Genomic DNA, 15,038 nt, shown 5'->3' on the forward strand with positions numbered 1-15,038 from the left:
TGGAATAACAGTATTTTATTTATTGAAAAGTCTTTTATTAAAGACACAGGCAGTTAAGATTCTATCCCAAGAATATTTCTGTAAAATCTGGAAAACGCCCACAGGATGCTGGTGTGAAACTTGACCCCATCGACCCACAAGAATTTACTGATTTTGTCCATTACTCGGAAAAGAAACGTACCCGTATGGAACGTTTTCTCGACAAAATCAAGCCACGTTCAGCTGCAATGCGAACCGCGGTACTTGTGGTTTTTGTGGTCCTGTTCAGTCTGGTGATGTCGATTTGGTTTTTCTGGCGAACTCTTTATTTGCCGGAAATTCAGCAACATGCCCGCTATCTCGCTGTTGAACTGGAAATCCTGAATAATCCTAGCCTGCGCCTGTATCACCATGATCAGGAAGTAGATATCGATGATTATTTAAAAAGCCGTATTGGGATTGAGTATATTACCGACCCTGCACAGTATCCCAATATTCGTGAAAAAGTGATTGCCGAATTTTTTACCAGTAAAATTGAGGAAAAGCTGGCAAAAGAATTACGTATTGACCGGGCAACTGTATATTTCCAGTTTAAGCCGAGTCCACAGATCTGGATTCAAACGCCTGAAATGAATGGTCATTGGGTTCGTGAACCTTTAAAAACCTATGCTAACTATAGCCCTGAACTGATTTTTGGCTGGTTGCTGGGTACACCATTGATTGCTGGCATTATTATTCTGACTTTGGTCCGTCAGCTGAATCGTCCGCTACGTCGCTTACAGGAAGCCGCGAATAGCTATAGTTCAACTGGTTCTGCACCCTATCTGGATACCAATCATGGGCCACTTGAAATCCGTCAAGTAAACAATGCCTTTAACCATATGATCTACACGCTAGAACAGACCGAGCGTGAACGCCGGATTATGCTCGCTGGTATTTCACATGATTTGCGCACGCCTCTGACTCGTATCCGCCTGAGTGCCGAGATGATGCCAGACGAAGATTTCCTCAAAGAAGGTCTGATTTATGATGTCGAGGACATGGATGCAATTTTAAATCAGTTTATTTCCTTTATGCGCGATGGTTCCGATGAAGAGCCACAAGAAACCAATGTCAATACCCTACTACAAGAACTGGTTACCCAGTTTAAGCCGCTTGATATCCACTTTACGCCTCAGGAATTACCGCTGATCCAAGCCCGCAGTATGTCGCTTAAGCGATTGATTGGTAACTTGATTAATAATTCAAAACGCTATGGTGCCGAACCAGTCGAACTCTCTGCCCAGATTGAACAGGATCGACTGTTGATCAAAGTGGCCGATCATGGTGAAGGCATTCCAGAGGATCAAATTGAAGATCTCATGCAACCTTTTGTACGAGGTAATTCGGCTCGTACTGTTCAGGGTAGCGGTTTGGGACTAGCCATTGTAAAACGGATTGTCGATATTCACTCTGGTGAACTATACATTCATAATGGACCTGAAGGTGGATTGGAAGCCATTATTTCACTACCAATTCATCAGGCAGAACCAGAACAGACGGCGACCCCGACCACGCTCGACAAAATCCGACAAAGTATTACTGGTCACTTTTAAGAATAGATTAATATTTATACATTTGATTTTTAGGATTTAATTTCTTATTTATATAAATAATATATTATTCAATATGTTAAAAATCATCACTTATTTTTATACCACTATTTGGCTAAAAAATTAGACCTTAGCCTAACACCTATGCAAAATACTTTTTTTGATCGGTACAATCCGTATCAGTATTCAGGAATTTAAGAGAGTTCAAATGTCTTTAGACCGTATCCGTTTAGCATCCCTACACAATAAGGTAATGAGTGCAGAACAGGCAGCTCAGTTCATCGAAGATGGCATGACTGTAGGTATGAGTGGCTTCACTCGTGCAGGTGAAGCAAAAGCGGTTCCACTGGCTCTGGTACAGCAAGCAAAAGCGAACCCATTAAAGATCACCCTCATCACTGGTGCTTCTCTAGGGAATGACCTGGACAAGCAATTAACAGAAGCTGGTGTATTGGCACGTCGTTTGCCATTCCAGGTCGACAACACCCTGCGTAAAGCAATCAACAAGGGTGAGGTGATGTTCATCGATCAGCATTTGTCTGAAACTGTTGAACAGATGCGTAACCAGCAGCTGAAAAAACCAGATGTAGCAGTGATTGAAGCGGTTGCGATTACTGAAGACGGCGGCATTATTCCTACAACGTCAGTTGGTAACTCTGCAAGCTTTGCAATTTTCGCAGAAAAAGTGATTGTAGAAATCAATACAAACTTAAGCCCAGCTTTTGAAGGCTTACACGACATCTATATCCCGACTTATCGCCCAACACGTCAAGCGATTCCATTGACTAAAGTAGATGAGCGTATCGGTACACATGCAATCAATATCGATCCGGCGAAAATTGTTGGTATCGTAATTAATAGTGAATACCATGATTCTCCATCTACAGTAACAGCTCCGGATGATGAGACTCAATCTATCGCAAATCACCTGATTGCTTTCTTCGAAAAAGAAGTAGCAGCAGAGCGTTTACCGAAAAACTTAGGTCCACTTCAGGCCGGTATCGGTTCAATTGCAAATGCCGTATTGACTGGTCTGAAAGACTCTAATTTTGAAGACCTGATCATGTACTCAGAAGTACTGCAAGACTGTACTTTCGAATTAATCGATGCGGGTAAAATGAAATTTGCTTCAGGCTCATCAATTACCCTCTCTGCAAAATACGGCGAGAAAGTATTTAACAATCTTGAGCAATACAAAGATAAACTTGTATTACGTCCGCAAGAAATTTCTAACCATCCTGAACTGGTACGTCGTTTAGGTATTATCGGTATTAACACTGCACTTGAGTTTGATATCTACGGTAACGTGAACTCTACTCACGTATGTGGTAGCAAAATGATGAACGGTATCGGTGGTTCAGGTGACTTCGCGCGTAATGCGCACATTGCGATCTTCGTAACCAAGTCAATTGCCAAAGGCGGTGACATCTCATCTGTTGTTCCAATGGCATCTCATGTTGACCATACTGGCCATGACGTAGATGTGCTTGTAACTGAACAGGGTCTGGCAGATCTTCGTGGTTTAGCGCCACGTGAGCGTGCTCGTGCCATCATCGACAACTGTGTACACCCAATGTACAAAGATGCATTAAATGACTACTTTGATCGTGCATGTGTACGTGGTGGTCAGACACCTCACCTTCTAAATGAAGCGCTGAGCTGGCATGCAAACTTTGAAGAAACTGGTTCGATGTTAGTCTCTGTAAAAGAAGCTAAATCTGCATAATTGAGTTGATAAAAAAACGCCCTTCGGGGCGTTTTTTTATCGGCAAAACTTAATTAAACTTGATTTGATCACCAAGGATTCTTCTGACTTCTGAGAGACCGTGAATACTTAAAGAACATTCGATCGACCCAATCGATACTACATCCTGATTGATCTGTAAGGTTAACTGCCCTTTTTCATTAAACTGAAATACACTATTAAATAAACTCAAACTCTCCTGATTACTCTGTGCGGCTACTGGGAAACCCGGCGGCGTCATTCTTTGCAACGTATCAGCCCGATATAGATCTGTTTTTGTTTGAAATGAACGATCCTGTCCTGTACCAGCGCAAGCAAATCATCATCCAGATGTTCAAAACTAGATGAATCAAAAAAACTTGCAATTGCTGGAAGCTGTACCCCTGCCATTAACATAGCGCATGTATAGCTACAGACCCTATTCATAGCACTGCCTCCTAAATTTCAGCAATATCAAAATAGCATATCAATTTACAATAATATCAACCACTTATCATTATTTTATGAAATATCCACAACAGATCTATGCTATTCATTGAACTATTTCACAAAAAACGTGAATATTCAGACGAATAACCAAAGACAAGTTAAGTAATAAAGAATGTCTAAAATTTAAAATTCTTTAATCTTCTCCCTAGTTCTTTCGACCTATTCAACCTTTAAATTCTGGCTATATGCCCTCATACTTCTCCTAATAGAAATATTTAGGAAATTTCATGCGCGTAGATATCTGGTCGGATGTGGTCTGCCCTTTTTGTTATATCGGTAAAAAACGTTTAGAAGCTGCTGCAGAACAGGCAGGTGTAGAACTTGAAGTTCACTGGCATAGCTTCCAGCTTGATCCTGAAGCACCTGTACGTCAGGAAATTTCTAATTCTGAAAGACTTGCGCAGAAATATGGCCGTACTGTGGCAGAAGTCGAAGAAATGCAACGTAATATTGCCGAGATGGCCAAGGCAGAAGGTATCAAGTTTAACTGGGAAGGTGCCAACTCAGGCAATACCTTTAATGCTCACCGTATTATCCATCTTGCCCAGAGCAAAGGTTTAGGTAACGAAGCTGAAGAAGCTTTCTTCTATAGTTATATGACCCAAGGTCTAGCCATTGGAGAGCGTGAAACCTTAGAAGATGTAGCAGCCCGTATAGGTCTGAATCCTGTTGAAGTTGATGACGTGCTGAATTCAGAAGAATATGCAGATTTCGTTAAATTCGATCAGGAAATTGCACGCGACCAGTTGAAAGTTACAGGTGTTCCGTTCTTTGTATTTGACCAGCGTATTGCCTTGGCGGGTGCCCAACCCAAGGAAGTATTTGTACAGGTTCTAGAAAAAGCGCTAGAGCCACCGCAGGCTGCTGCAGAACAATGTACTGATGATCAATGTGATCTGCCTAAATCTGAATAAGATAAGACACATAAAAAAATCCCCATTTCAAATGGGGATTTTTTTGTTCTGTATTTATTCGACCAGAAAACTGATTTTAAGATTGACCCGATATTCAGTAATTTTATTGTCTTTGATGACAACTTTTTGTTCATTAATCCAGGCACCCTGAACATTCTTGACGGTTTCGGTGACCTTAGCAATGCCAGTCTGAATCGCATCCTCAAAGCTCTTATTGCTACTCGAATTAACTTCAACAACTTTTGCAATCGCCATGATGTAACTCTCTTTTTATGGTGAGTGAAGCGTCATCATAATGGATTTAAATCCTGAGCAAACGTTCCTTAAACATCGGACAGCAAATCCTTACATGTGTTTTACAATACCGTGTTCACCTCACTCTAATTAGCATGGCATCACCTTTTAAATCTTTCATATAAAAATCTTTATTCTTATTTAAATTATTATTTTTTAAATAAGCCTTATGAAGAATGAGTTTTCTCGAGATTAGAGTAAAAGTTCTAATTTATTGTTTTTTATAAATAAAATTTAATTATTTTTTATAAAATTGCCGAATCAATCATTTTTTAATACTGCTGCTTTGGTATCATTTTCACACAAATAAGGTTCTATTTTCTCCCAGTTCAATATATTGAACATCAGCTTATAAAGGTCATATTATGAACGCAATTAAATTTGTTCTGGCTGCAACGGTAATGGCACTTTCAGTAACTGCAACTGCGCAAATTGTCTACACACCTGACTTTCCGGCAAAAAAAGCGGCTGCAGTTGAAACTGTTGCGGCGGATACTGCTGAAACTGTAAAAGAAGCTTAATTTTCTAGCTTCTTTCTTAAAAAAAACAGGCTGAAATATTCAGCCTGTTTTTTATTTTTGCAGTACTACATGACAGAAAACGATTAAATTTATATTCAAGCTTATTTCAGTTACCTAAATATTTTGATCCATGATTCATCCAGGTGATCTTCAACACCATTCCAAATTTTACCGCGCTATATTTCTAGAAAATAATTGATAAAAAATAACATTTTTATATTTTCCTCCATATAATCAAAAAATGATCATTTTTTATATGTGACAAGTTTTGCCATGAATGAATTGCAAGCTTTAGTACAAGGTCAAATTTCACCACAGGCGATTCCGGTTGATCATCTGTTGCAGTTAGCCGAACGTTATACCGATCCTAACTCAACTGAATATAAACTGATTGAACTGGCTGCCAATATCATTCTGGCCAAAAGCCTGGATAAAGCACTTAAATATTTATAATAGATGACGATGATGAATGCTCTTGAAAAAGTACGTCTGATTAAAGAACTGCATGAATTAGGACATGATCTGGATCATCGTAGTCTCAGCTTATATGAAGTAGTCCGCTCTAAAAAACGTGTGCAAGAAATTTTCCAGCAGTGCAATGAGCCTGTTTTCAAGAAACAGCTGCTGGCATTCAAAACTCGGCTTCAACCTGAACTTGCTGCAAAGGAATTTGCTCGAGAAACCCATTATTACCATAGCTTCCGTGGTTTTTTTCTCAATGCAGATCATCTAAAGGAAGCCCTGTATGCTCACCCGCTTTCAGGTTGGGCTTTCTTGCATGATCCTAAACGTGGCTGGCAAATCTGGCTGATCCCAGCACCTCAACGTACTGCATTGATCAGTGAATGGAACCTTGATATAGAGCAGAGCTTTGGCTGGCTGTTACACCAGCAACAGCTTTCTTCATGTTTGAAAAGTGATCATGAATTACAAGCTACTGCAACCCCATTGTCTTTAGAGATGGTTGAAGATAAGCTTCCTGAACCGTCTATAAATACTTATATCTCCAAACATGAGATTTGGGCGAATCCTCAAATTTTACCCGTTCAACAAAAAGCTTCAAATGTGCTTCAGACAATCGTACCTTTAGCAGAATTAGATTTAAGTCATTCAGAGCCAGACGAACCACAAGTAGAGAATAAAGCAAGCGTCGCAGTACCCGATATTCCAGCGACTCTAGAATTTCAGGATTTATTATTTCAGGTTTCTGATGTTAGCTTGGTCGAAATAGGTAATCATCATCTTTTTGAATTAAGACTGGCTTCTGATTCATCCCTGCAACATCTCAAAATCGCTTGGCATTATCAGGCACATATAGACTGGAACTCTCAACCAGTTTACTTGGCTGAGCAGATAGATAGCACGGGACGCTTTAGCCACTATTGTATGCTATTAGGGACAAGTGAATGGCAGCAAGCCATACAGTTAATGCAGTTCTGGGGACAACAACAGAATTATCATATTGCTGCTATTAAAACGATTAGCGCTGTTGAATTAAGTACTAAATTCTTACAGCTTGATTCGCTCTATCAAACTTATTCCGAACAGGCCCGATTGATTTGGCAACGAGAGGATTATTTCCCATTTATTCCTCTGCATCAGATTACCACCAAAAAATTTATTCTATTTGATGAGCAGCCAGCCAACTTTCATACTCCCCTTCTATTACTACAGGAACGTCAAAAATTACGTGTAATTCATGGGGAACAACGTCTCAAGCTGTCTTCCACGGAACAGATGTATCCGTGCTTGATTCTGAAACGTGATCAGCAAATTAACTGGCAGCTGATCCACCAGATTCTGCTGGAGATTAAAGAGCCTGTGGCGGTAGCAGAACTTTATGCAAGCATCCTGGATAAAGCTTTGGAAAAATTGATGTAATTTTGTAGTTCTGGTTGCTTTTATTAGATGCAATTCTGCAAACTTATTCTTGAAATATAAAGAAAAAGAGCAAGAATAGCCCTATGAAAAAAAGCCGGATTTTGCCCGCATCTTTCTTACTGATCAGTTTAACAAGTGTTAGCCCGATACTTTGGGCCGGGCTTGATCAATCTTCTGATACAAGTCAAACAGCCGAGCCTGATGAGCAGGAAGCAGAGCCTTCCAAAAGCTTTAGCTTCCTTGACTATATTCCGCGATTCATAGATAGCACACCTACTTTTTTACCGGAGCAGTCGAGTGAACCCATCGTTCCCAGTACCCATGAGACTGAGGAAAATACCTGGGTAGATCGAAAACAAAAAGGGATTCGTCACTGGACTAACCGTACTGCAAATAAAATTGACAACTGGTTTGGTGAACCCGATGAAAATGAACCTGCACGTGCCACCCTGAGAGTGATTGTGGATAATAGCTGGAACAAATATGATGAATATGAAGTCAAACCCCGTATTCGCGGCAGAATCAAGCTTCCCACATTAGAACGTAAACTCAGTGTAGTCTTTGGTGATGACAGCCTCGATAATGAACTGAATGACAATGTCGCAATTACCAATGAGAATCCAGGCAATGCGCCTGACAGACGGCTGGACCGTAGCCGGACACGAGAAAATAACAGCTCTCTCGCATTGCGCTGGTCGGAACTTTCTAAAAAACTCCCTTTTGAAACTGATCTGGATCTGGGGGTTCGTTCTGGCGATGATATCTATGTCCGTGTAAAAGCAAGTCGAGATTGGGCACTACATAATGACTTCTCATTTCATGCCGAACAGATCTATCGTTACGGGATTGATAGTGAAAACTATCTGCGAACCAACCTGGAATTAACCCATGCGCGCCCTAATCAACCTTTTCTCTCTAACCAGTTCAGCCTGATCTATGCAGATGAACAGGATGATGATTTACGCTGGAATAATTACAGTTTTCGACAGCACCAGTTCTTTAATGCTCACCGTTTCAGCTACGGTCTTTATACTGGTGGTTATATGAATGATACAGACCTACGTCTGAATACTTGGGGACCTTATGTTTCCTGGCGCCAGCCCTTTCTTCGAGAATGGTTCTTCGTACAGACGGATGTCAATTATTTAAATGACCATCGTGAAGATCGGAATCATTACCTAGGCGCCGCAGTCCGCTTAGAAGCTATTTTCTAAAATCAGTAACGTTAGATATGCAAAAGCCCATGTCAGATGGGCTTTTTCAATCCGATACAATCGTCATTCATTAAATTTTGCTAAACATAATACGGTCTGTACGCATTACACGTTTAGGTTGCAAAGATGGCTGATCCAGAGTGGCTTTGTTAAGCACTACACGATCGGTACGCTGTACACGTTCAACCTGTTGAGCTTCCATTTTCATAGGTTTATAGAAACTTATACGATCAGTACGCACCACTTTTTCAGCACTGGTATTCGCCATAGCAAGCTGGCTTGTGGACATAAGTACAGCAGTTGCCAAACTCATTACAATTACTGATTTCATGATCTATATCTCTATTAACTTAACAATCGTTATTATAAATTATTTTTTATTTTATTATCTGTTTATCAAATGAAATACTTTAATGTATTTTTTTATTTTGATGATGGGTTTTCCAGATTAAAGCCCTTTTATAGTCTAATATTTCCAGTGAATAGTCATAAAAAAACCCTTCTATAAGAAGGGTTTTTCTAACTCTGAAAATTAAGCTAATAACAGACTGTTAATACGCTTTACATACTCCGCCGGATTCTCTGGTAAACCACCTTCAGCAATTACTGCCTGATCAAAGATGACATTGGCCAGGTCATCAAACTGGGTAGAGCCTTCCAATTTTTTCACCAATGGATGTTCAGGGTTGATCTCTAAAATCGGTTTCATATCCGGTACAGGCTGGCCCGCATCTTTCAGCATACGGATCAATTGTGGTGATAACTCCCCTTCCCCCGTCACCAGACAGGCTGGTGAATCTACCAGACGAGTTGTTACACGCACTTCCTTAGTTTTATCCTTCAAGGAATCCGTCAGTTTATCGACTACAGGCTTAAACTGCTCAGCAGCTGCTTCAAGCGCTTTCTTCTCTTCAGCATCTTGCAGATCACCAAGATCTACTGCACCCTTAGATACATTTTGCAACGGCGTACCATCAAACTCATGCACGAAGTTCATTGCCCATTCATCTACGCGCTCAGACATCAGTAGAACTTCAATACCTTTTTTCTTGAACAGTTCCAGCTGAGGGGAATTTTTCGCTGCATTCAGACTGTCAGCCGTTACATAATAAATAGCCTTTTGACCTTCCTTCATACGAGCTTTATAGTCTGCCAATGAAGTACTGATTTCATCATTGATTGAGGTCGCATAACGCAGTAATTTCAGGATACGCTCACGGTTACTAAAATCTTCACCCAAACCTTCTTTCAGTACAGCACCAAATTCACGGTAGAAAGTTTTGAAGTTTTCCTGATCTTTTTCATCTTCAGACTTGGCTAGATTATCCAGCATGGTCAGGATACGACGGATATTGCCTTCACGAATCGTTTTGACGTCACGGCTTTCCTGTAGTAATTCGCGGCTTACATTTAATGGTAAATCTGCACTATCTACTACACCTTGTACAAAGCGCAGATAGTTTGGAATCAGGTTATCCGCATCATCCATAATGAAGACACGTTTCACATACAGCTTGATCCCTGCTTTGGCATCACGGGTGAAAATATCCTGTGGAGCCTTGCTTGGTACATAAAGCAGTTGGGTGTATTCTGTGCTACCTTCAACACGGTTATGCGCCCAAGCCAGCGGTGCAGCAAAGTCATGAGTCAGGTTCTTATAAAACTCGACATACTGTTCTTCAGTAATCTCAGATTTATTACGGGTCCATAAAGCACTGGCAGAGTTGATCGCTTCCCACTCGTCCGTCTTCACATATTGACCACCTTTTGGTGTTTCACCCTCTGCAGCTTCTTCTTCCTGCCAGACTTCTTTCTGCATCTGGATAGGCAGGCTGATATGGTCAGAATATTTATTAATAATCTGCTTCACTTTATAGCTTTGCAGATAATCCAGAGCATCTTCACGCAAATGCAGGATAATGTCCGTACCACGGCCATCTTTAGTGATCTGTTCAACTTCGAAATCACCTGTACCACTACTGATCCAGCGTACACCTTCAGACTTGTCCGCACCTGCACGACGGGACTCTACAGTGATCTTGTCAGCGACAATAAAGCCTGAATAGAAACCGACACCAAACTGACCGATCAACTGGGCATCGGCTTTTTGATCCCCGGTCAGTTTTGACATAAAGTCTTTGGTACCTGATTTGGCAATCGTCCCTAGGTTATCAATGGCTTCTTGCTGGCTTAAGCCAATGCCATTATCAGAAATAGTAATCGTTTTATTGTTTTGATCGAGGCTGACCCGAACACGCAGGTCAGGTTCATTTTCATAATATTCAGGATGATTGATCCCTTCAAAGCGTAACTTGTCGCATGCATCTGAAGCATTTGAAATCAATTCACGCAGGAAAATTTCAGGGTTTGAGTATAGCGAATGTGTCACGAGGTGCAGTAACTGCGCTACCTCGGCCTGGAAACTATGCTTTTTTGCGTTTGACTCGCTCATTCTTCACTCCTTTCATTCTTGGAAACAGACTTAAGCTGATGCCTATATGAATGGAGTGAGTTGTTTAATTTTCAATAGTATCTAATGATTTTCATGCAAAAAATTTAATCATTCAAAATGGTCCCTGACGGTAAACCCGGTCAAATTGCAAGTCAATCTGCTGCTGGCGCATTTTATATACCTGCATCAGACAGTCGACAGACTCCTGACACTGATCACGAAACTGTAACCACTTGACCTGATCCCGCTGAATGACTGAGCGTGTACCCATGGGCACAAGATGACGGATAATATTGTAGCTGGTGGCCATTTTGACATCAGCATCATTCAGTGTCCGATGCTGGCAAATCGCCTTTTCAGTTTGTGACTGAGCCTTCTGGCAGTCGAAACTTGCCGCATGGCTTTGAGTCGTCCAGACCATAAAGAAGACCAATCCACTTCTAAGCAACCATTTCATTCTTGATCTTCCTATTCTCTTTATTATCTTCAGATTATCTTTAACTTTATTGCATTCAATATATTTGAACAGGGCGAATCTGCTCAATTAAATCACGTTATAAATCGTTGTTATTTTGCAAAAAAAAAGCCCTATCCGTAGATAAGGCTTTTGGATAATTTCAAAACTTAGAATTTGTAGCTATAGCCAATAGTGTAGACCCAAGGATCGATACCAAATTCGCCTAAATCGATTTTTGTACCATCAGCAGTTTTTGCTTCAAGATCTGTATTTAGATCTGCGTAACGTGCATCTACAAACACACCCCAATTTTTAGCATCTGCTGGTTGGAAATTAAATCCAATTTGACCCACTACACCATATGAAACATCGGCATCTAATTTAGCCACACCTAAAGCATCTTTTGCAGTTTGACTAAACTCTTCGTCCCATGGAATGAATACTGTTGCACCTACACCAACATAAGGGGTAAAGCGACTTGAATTCTTAAAATTATATTTCGCTGTTAATGTTGGTGGTAAATGCTTTAACGAGGCAATTTTTACACCACCCGCCATATCTACATCGTGATTGAACGGTGTAGCAAGCAATAATTCTGCAGATACATTGTCATTAAAAAAATATTCTACCGAAGGAGTAAAATTTAGTTCACTGCTTGCCTTAGCATCGTTCACAGTACCTGGAATAAGATCTGTTTCTTGAGTAGGTGCTAGAACAGAAGCCCCCACTTTCACTTGCCACTGGCCTGCCATCGCAGATGCTGAAAGCCCCATTAATGCAATTAGAGCAACTTGCTTTAACATTTTTAATACCCCACGGGAAGAATAATTATTAAGAAAAATACACCTTAATTAATAATAAACATGGTTAAAATTAATATGCAATAGATATTATAAAATCAAATTATAAGTATTATTTAAGTATATGTAATTAATATATATTTATTTTAATCTTACCAACCTGGTTGGATTAAAATACCAACCAGGTTAATCTGATTTAATTATTATTTATTCCAAGCAGACAAGTCAGAATTAATAGACACTAATTCAAATAAAATGTGTGAAACATCACACAATCAAAGCACCATTGCCGCAATCCAGCCAAAAATCAGCAATGGAATGTTGTAGTGGATAAAGGTTGGAATCACACTGTCCTTCATATGGTCATGTTGACCATCCATATTCAGGCCAGACGTTGGGCCAAGGGTAGAATCTGACGCTGGCGAACCTGCATCCCCCAATGCCGCAGCAGTACCAATAATCGCAATAGTTGCTTCAGGACTAAAGCCAAACTGAATGCATAACGGTACATAAATGATGGCTAGAATTGGCACAGTCGAGAATGATGAACCGATTCCAAGAGTTACCAGCAGACCAATCAAGAGCATTAGGAAGGCTGCAAGTGCTTTACTTTGACCAATCCATTCTACGGATGCCTGAACCAATGCAGGAACCTGATTAGTTGCTTCAATGACTGAGGCGAAACCCTGGGCAGCGATCATGATGAAACCAACCAGTGCCATCATACGCATACCGGTAATGATCACATCATCTGCTTCTTTCCATTTAAAGATTCCGGCACAGCTAAGAATTGCTACGCCCACCAAACCTGCAAGAATCATAGAATCTGAATACAGCTGCACAGCCAGCGTTGCTACAACTGCAATCACTGCCATCCAGATGGTGAACTTGGCAATTTGAGGTCGAGCTGCCTGCTGTTCTACGCCCAGTTCGGCAGAAATACTCTGCTGCTGTTCGACCTGGATATCTTTATACACACGTGGCTTACGATAGCTGATAAAGATCGCAACCAGCAAACCGATAAACATGCCAAATACAGGAAGCGCCATGGCAGCTGGAATCTGGTCATAGGTGATCTGGAAGCCATAAGCTTTACCAAAAGTATTGATATTCTGACCCAAAATATCATTCAGGAAGATTGCACCAAAACCAACTGGAATCAGCATATAGGTCGCAACCAGACCAAATGTCAGCAAACAGGCCACCAGACGGCGGTCTAACTGCAAGTGATTAAATACAATCAATAAAGGCGGAATCAACACAGGTATAAACGCAATATGCACAGGAATCACGTTTTGAGAGAAGACCGCTGCAATTGCAACAGTTGCAAAAATCATATATTTAACACGATTTTGTGCTTTGATATCAGCCTCACCTTTTAAGGTACTAATCATCTTATAAGCCAAAAGATCAGGCAGGCCTGAACGTGCCAAAGCTAAAGCAAATGCACCTAAAATACCGTAAGCCAAGGCAATTTTAGCACCACCACCCAGGCCATTGTTAAATGCATCTAAAGTTCCCTGCAGGCCTAGACCCGCCAGCAAACCACCAAGAATAGCACCAATGACCAGGGCAAAAACCACAGGTACACGTGCCAAGGAGAGTCCACACATGACTCCGATAGCAGCAAGAATCGCAAACATAATGAATTGGGAATGAGAGAAAGGGAGGTATTTTATCAGAAAATGCGAATAAAAATTCCCCTACATTTTTATCAACCCAAATCCATCTTTGTGACTGGATTAAGCATGCTGTTGAGTAAACTCACGGATAGACTCTGCAATAAGTTTTGGCTGGCTTAAGATTGCCCAATGATTGGCATCTAGCTCTACCCTGGAAAAGGTTTGCACCCATTTGGGCATTTCATCAACTAGTTGCGGACTGACGAAATTATCCCGCTTTAGCACAATGGCCTGTACCGGACAGATGGCATAGCGTTCACGGGGTTTAAGCAACCGTGGAATAAAATTGGCCCGATACAGCCCAATGCCATATTTTCCATCTTTGACAATATTCTGGTTCAATGGCAGTCCTTCTTTGCCTTCCAGTTCCCGAATAATTTTGCCCCAGCGCTCGGGATTGAAAAAATTCCATGCAGTTGGTGCCAGCCAAGGCAATTGAAACATGGCGATATACCAAGACTTGCTTAATTGTTTAAAAAATCTTGATCGGTTTTGCTTGAACTGATTCCGCATCCAGAAGGCGGCATGATCCAGACAGGGACCTGAAATCGTGGTAAAGGAAAGAATACGGCCTTCGAATCTTGGGTCAGTCACCGATTCCCAAGACTGAATCGACCCCCAGTCATGGGCAACCAAATGAAAAGATTGTCCTGGAAGAACGGCACTCACCACTTCCTCCAGATCCATACTCAGACGCTCCAGACGATAATCACGGATATATTTGGGAATGGATGAATCCCCTGCGCCACGCACATCATAAGTAACGATAAAATAATCCGGCAGATAGACAATTACATTTTTCCAGACCTCCTGATGATCCGGATAGCCATGCACCAAAACCAAAGCAGGCTTGCTGATATCACCAAAGGTTCTTACTGCAAGACGCTGCTGATCACTGGTTGCCACCCATTGAGTTTGTGTTTCCATCTGGTCTTCCTTTATTGTTATTGACCGTTTATTTTATAACTCGGCATGATTTATCAATGCCATCACAATTTTGTTGTTCTAGTATGCATAGC

General features: G+C 41.0%; 15 protein-coding genes. 7 read left to right on the plus strand and 8 right to left on the minus strand.

From position 1 onward, the window contains the following. Nucleotides 1-113 precede the first annotated feature (113 nt). Together ACS72_RS03160 and ACS72_RS03165 are read left to right on the plus strand one after the other, a co-directional pair. Complete coding sequence (locus tag ACS72_RS03160; RefSeq protein WP_048881200.1) at nt 114-1,574, plus strand: ATP-binding protein; 1,461 nt, start codon at nt 114-116, stop codon at nt 1,572-1,574. Between the two features lie 205 nt (nt 1,575-1,779). Further along, on the plus strand, nt 1,780-3,297 hold the full coding sequence (locus tag ACS72_RS03165; protein WP_048881201.1) for an acetyl-CoA hydrolase/transferase family protein: 1,518 nt from the start codon (nt 1,780-1,782) through the stop codon (nt 3,295-3,297). Nucleotides 3,298-3,552: 255 nt separating this feature from the next. On the opposite strand, the gene ACS72_RS18610 is transcribed toward ACS72_RS03165, so the two are convergent. Then, nucleotides 3,553-3,741 (minus strand): hypothetical protein, encoded by a 189-nt coding sequence (locus tag ACS72_RS18610; protein ID WP_228156227.1) that lies wholly within the window; start codon nt 3,739-3,741, stop codon nt 3,553-3,555. A 290-nt stretch (nt 3,742-4,031) separates the two neighbouring features. Between ACS72_RS18610 and ACS72_RS03175 the strand changes: the two genes are divergently transcribed. Continuing rightward, nucleotides 4,032-4,718, plus strand: a complete 687-nt coding sequence (locus tag ACS72_RS03175) for a DsbA family oxidoreductase (RefSeq protein ID WP_048881202.1) — start codon at nt 4,032-4,034, stop codon at nt 4,716-4,718. A 54-nt stretch (nt 4,719-4,772) separates the two neighbouring features. Here the strand turns inward: ACS72_RS03175 and ACS72_RS03180 are convergent, their stop codons facing one another. Continuing rightward, complete coding sequence (locus ACS72_RS03180) at nt 4,773-4,973, minus strand: dodecin family protein (protein ID WP_004813529.1); 201 nt, start codon at nt 4,971-4,973, stop codon at nt 4,773-4,775. 404 nt (nt 4,974-5,377) lie between these two features. Between ACS72_RS03180 and ACS72_RS18130 the strand changes: the two genes are divergently transcribed. The 4 genes from ACS72_RS18130 (at nt 5,378) to ACS72_RS03195 (ending at nt 8,628) form a co-directional block, all read left to right on the plus strand. Further along, nucleotides 5,378-5,533, plus strand: a complete 156-nt coding sequence (locus ACS72_RS18130) for a hypothetical protein (protein WP_004890542.1) — start codon at nt 5,378-5,380, stop codon at nt 5,531-5,533. 273 nt (nt 5,534-5,806) lie between these two features. After that, entirely contained in the window at nt 5,807-5,986 is a 180-nt protein-coding gene (locus ACS72_RS03185) for a hypothetical protein (RefSeq protein ID WP_005220731.1), read from the plus strand. Between the two features lie 9 nt (nt 5,987-5,995). After that, the gene (locus ACS72_RS03190; protein ID WP_228156224.1) at nt 5,996-7,414 is read left to right on the plus strand and encodes a hypothetical protein; all 1,419 of its coding nucleotides are present in this window, start codon (nt 5,996-5,998) and stop codon (nt 7,412-7,414) included. An 83-nt stretch (nt 7,415-7,497) separates the two neighbouring features. Beyond that, a complete protein-coding gene (locus ACS72_RS03195; protein ID WP_048881203.1) occupies nt 7,498-8,628 on the plus strand; it encodes a hypothetical protein in 1,131 nt (376 codons plus the stop codon). A gap of 70 nt (nt 8,629-8,698) precedes the next feature. On the opposite strand, the gene ACS72_RS03200 is transcribed toward ACS72_RS03195, so the two are convergent. The 6 genes from ACS72_RS03200 to ACS72_RS03225 form a co-directional block, all read right to left on the minus strand. Then, entirely contained in the window at nt 8,699-8,959 is a 261-nt protein-coding gene (locus tag ACS72_RS03200; RefSeq protein ID WP_048881204.1) for a hypothetical protein, read from the minus strand. A 201-nt stretch (nt 8,960-9,160) separates the two neighbouring features. After that, nucleotides 9,161-11,080 carry a molecular chaperone HtpG gene (gene htpG / locus ACS72_RS03205; RefSeq protein ID WP_048881205.1) on the minus strand — a complete coding sequence of 640 codons (1,920 nt, stop codon included), beginning with the start codon at nt 11,078-11,080 and terminating at the stop codon, nt 9,161-9,163. A 112-nt stretch (nt 11,081-11,192) separates the two neighbouring features. Beyond that, complete coding sequence (locus ACS72_RS03210) at nt 11,193-11,537, minus strand: lysozyme inhibitor LprI family protein (RefSeq protein WP_048881206.1); 345 nt, start codon at nt 11,535-11,537, stop codon at nt 11,193-11,195. A gap of 167 nt (nt 11,538-11,704) precedes the next feature. Further along, nucleotides 11,705-12,340, minus strand: a complete 636-nt coding sequence (locus tag ACS72_RS03215) for an OmpW family protein (protein ID WP_048881207.1) — start codon at nt 12,338-12,340, stop codon at nt 11,705-11,707. Nucleotides 12,341-12,612: 272 nt separating this feature from the next. After that, nucleotides 12,613-13,980, minus strand: coding sequence for a Na+/H+ antiporter family protein (locus ACS72_RS03220; RefSeq protein WP_004813546.1), 1,368 nt, complete (start codon nt 13,978-13,980; stop codon nt 12,613-12,615). 99 nt (nt 13,981-14,079) lie between these two features. Further along, entirely contained in the window at nt 14,080-14,946 is an 867-nt protein-coding gene (locus ACS72_RS03225; RefSeq protein ID WP_048881208.1) for an alpha/beta fold hydrolase, read from the minus strand. Nucleotides 14,947-15,038: the final 92 nt, after the last annotated feature.

Origin of the sequence: Acinetobacter sp. VT 511 (assembly GCF_001077515.1) — a bacterium.
GTDB lineage: Bacteria > Pseudomonadota > Gammaproteobacteria > Pseudomonadales > Moraxellaceae > Acinetobacter > Acinetobacter schindleri.

Excerpts from the sequence above, each read along its gene's own strand:
- htpG (WP_048881205.1), bottom strand. The coding sequence starts at position 11,080 with ATGAGCGAGTCAAACGCAAAAAAGCATAGTTTCCAGGCCGAGGTAGCG.
- ACS72_RS03225 (WP_048881208.1), bottom strand. The coding sequence starts at position 14,946 with ATGGAAACACAAACTCAATGGGTGGCAACCAGTGATCAGCAGCGTCTT.
- ACS72_RS18130 (WP_004890542.1), top strand. The coding sequence starts at position 5,378 with ATGAACGCAATTAAATTTGTTCTGGCTGCAACGGTAATGGCACTTTCA.
- ACS72_RS03185 (WP_005220731.1), top strand. The coding sequence starts at position 5,807 with ATGAATGAATTGCAAGCTTTAGTACAAGGTCAAATTTCACCACAGGCG.
- ACS72_RS03215 (WP_048881207.1), bottom strand. The coding sequence starts at position 12,340 with ATGTTAAAGCAAGTTGCTCTAATTGCATTAATGGGGCTTTCAGCATCT.
- ACS72_RS03165 (WP_048881201.1), top strand. The coding sequence starts at position 1,780 with ATGTCTTTAGACCGTATCCGTTTAGCATCCCTACACAATAAGGTAATG.
- ACS72_RS03220 (WP_004813546.1), bottom strand. The coding sequence starts at position 13,980 with ATGTTTGCGATTCTTGCTGCTATCGGAGTCATGTGTGGACTCTCCTTG.
- ACS72_RS18610 (WP_228156227.1), bottom strand. The coding sequence starts at position 3,741 with ATGAATAGGGTCTGTAGCTATACATGCGCTATGTTAATGGCAGGGGTA.
- ACS72_RS03175 (WP_048881202.1), top strand. The coding sequence starts at position 4,032 with ATGCGCGTAGATATCTGGTCGGATGTGGTCTGCCCTTTTTGTTATATC.
- ACS72_RS03195 (WP_048881203.1), top strand. The coding sequence starts at position 7,498 with ATGAAAAAAAGCCGGATTTTGCCCGCATCTTTCTTACTGATCAGTTTA.
- ACS72_RS03210 (WP_048881206.1), bottom strand. The coding sequence starts at position 11,537 with ATGAAATGGTTGCTTAGAAGTGGATTGGTCTTCTTTATGGTCTGGACG.
- ACS72_RS03180 (WP_004813529.1), bottom strand. The coding sequence starts at position 4,973 with ATGGCGATTGCAAAAGTTGTTGAAGTTAATTCGAGTAGCAATAAGAGC.
- ACS72_RS03190 (WP_228156224.1), top strand. The coding sequence starts at position 5,996 with ATGATGAATGCTCTTGAAAAAGTACGTCTGATTAAAGAACTGCATGAA.
- ACS72_RS03200 (WP_048881204.1), bottom strand. The coding sequence starts at position 8,959 with ATGAAATCAGTAATTGTAATGAGTTTGGCAACTGCTGTACTTATGTCC.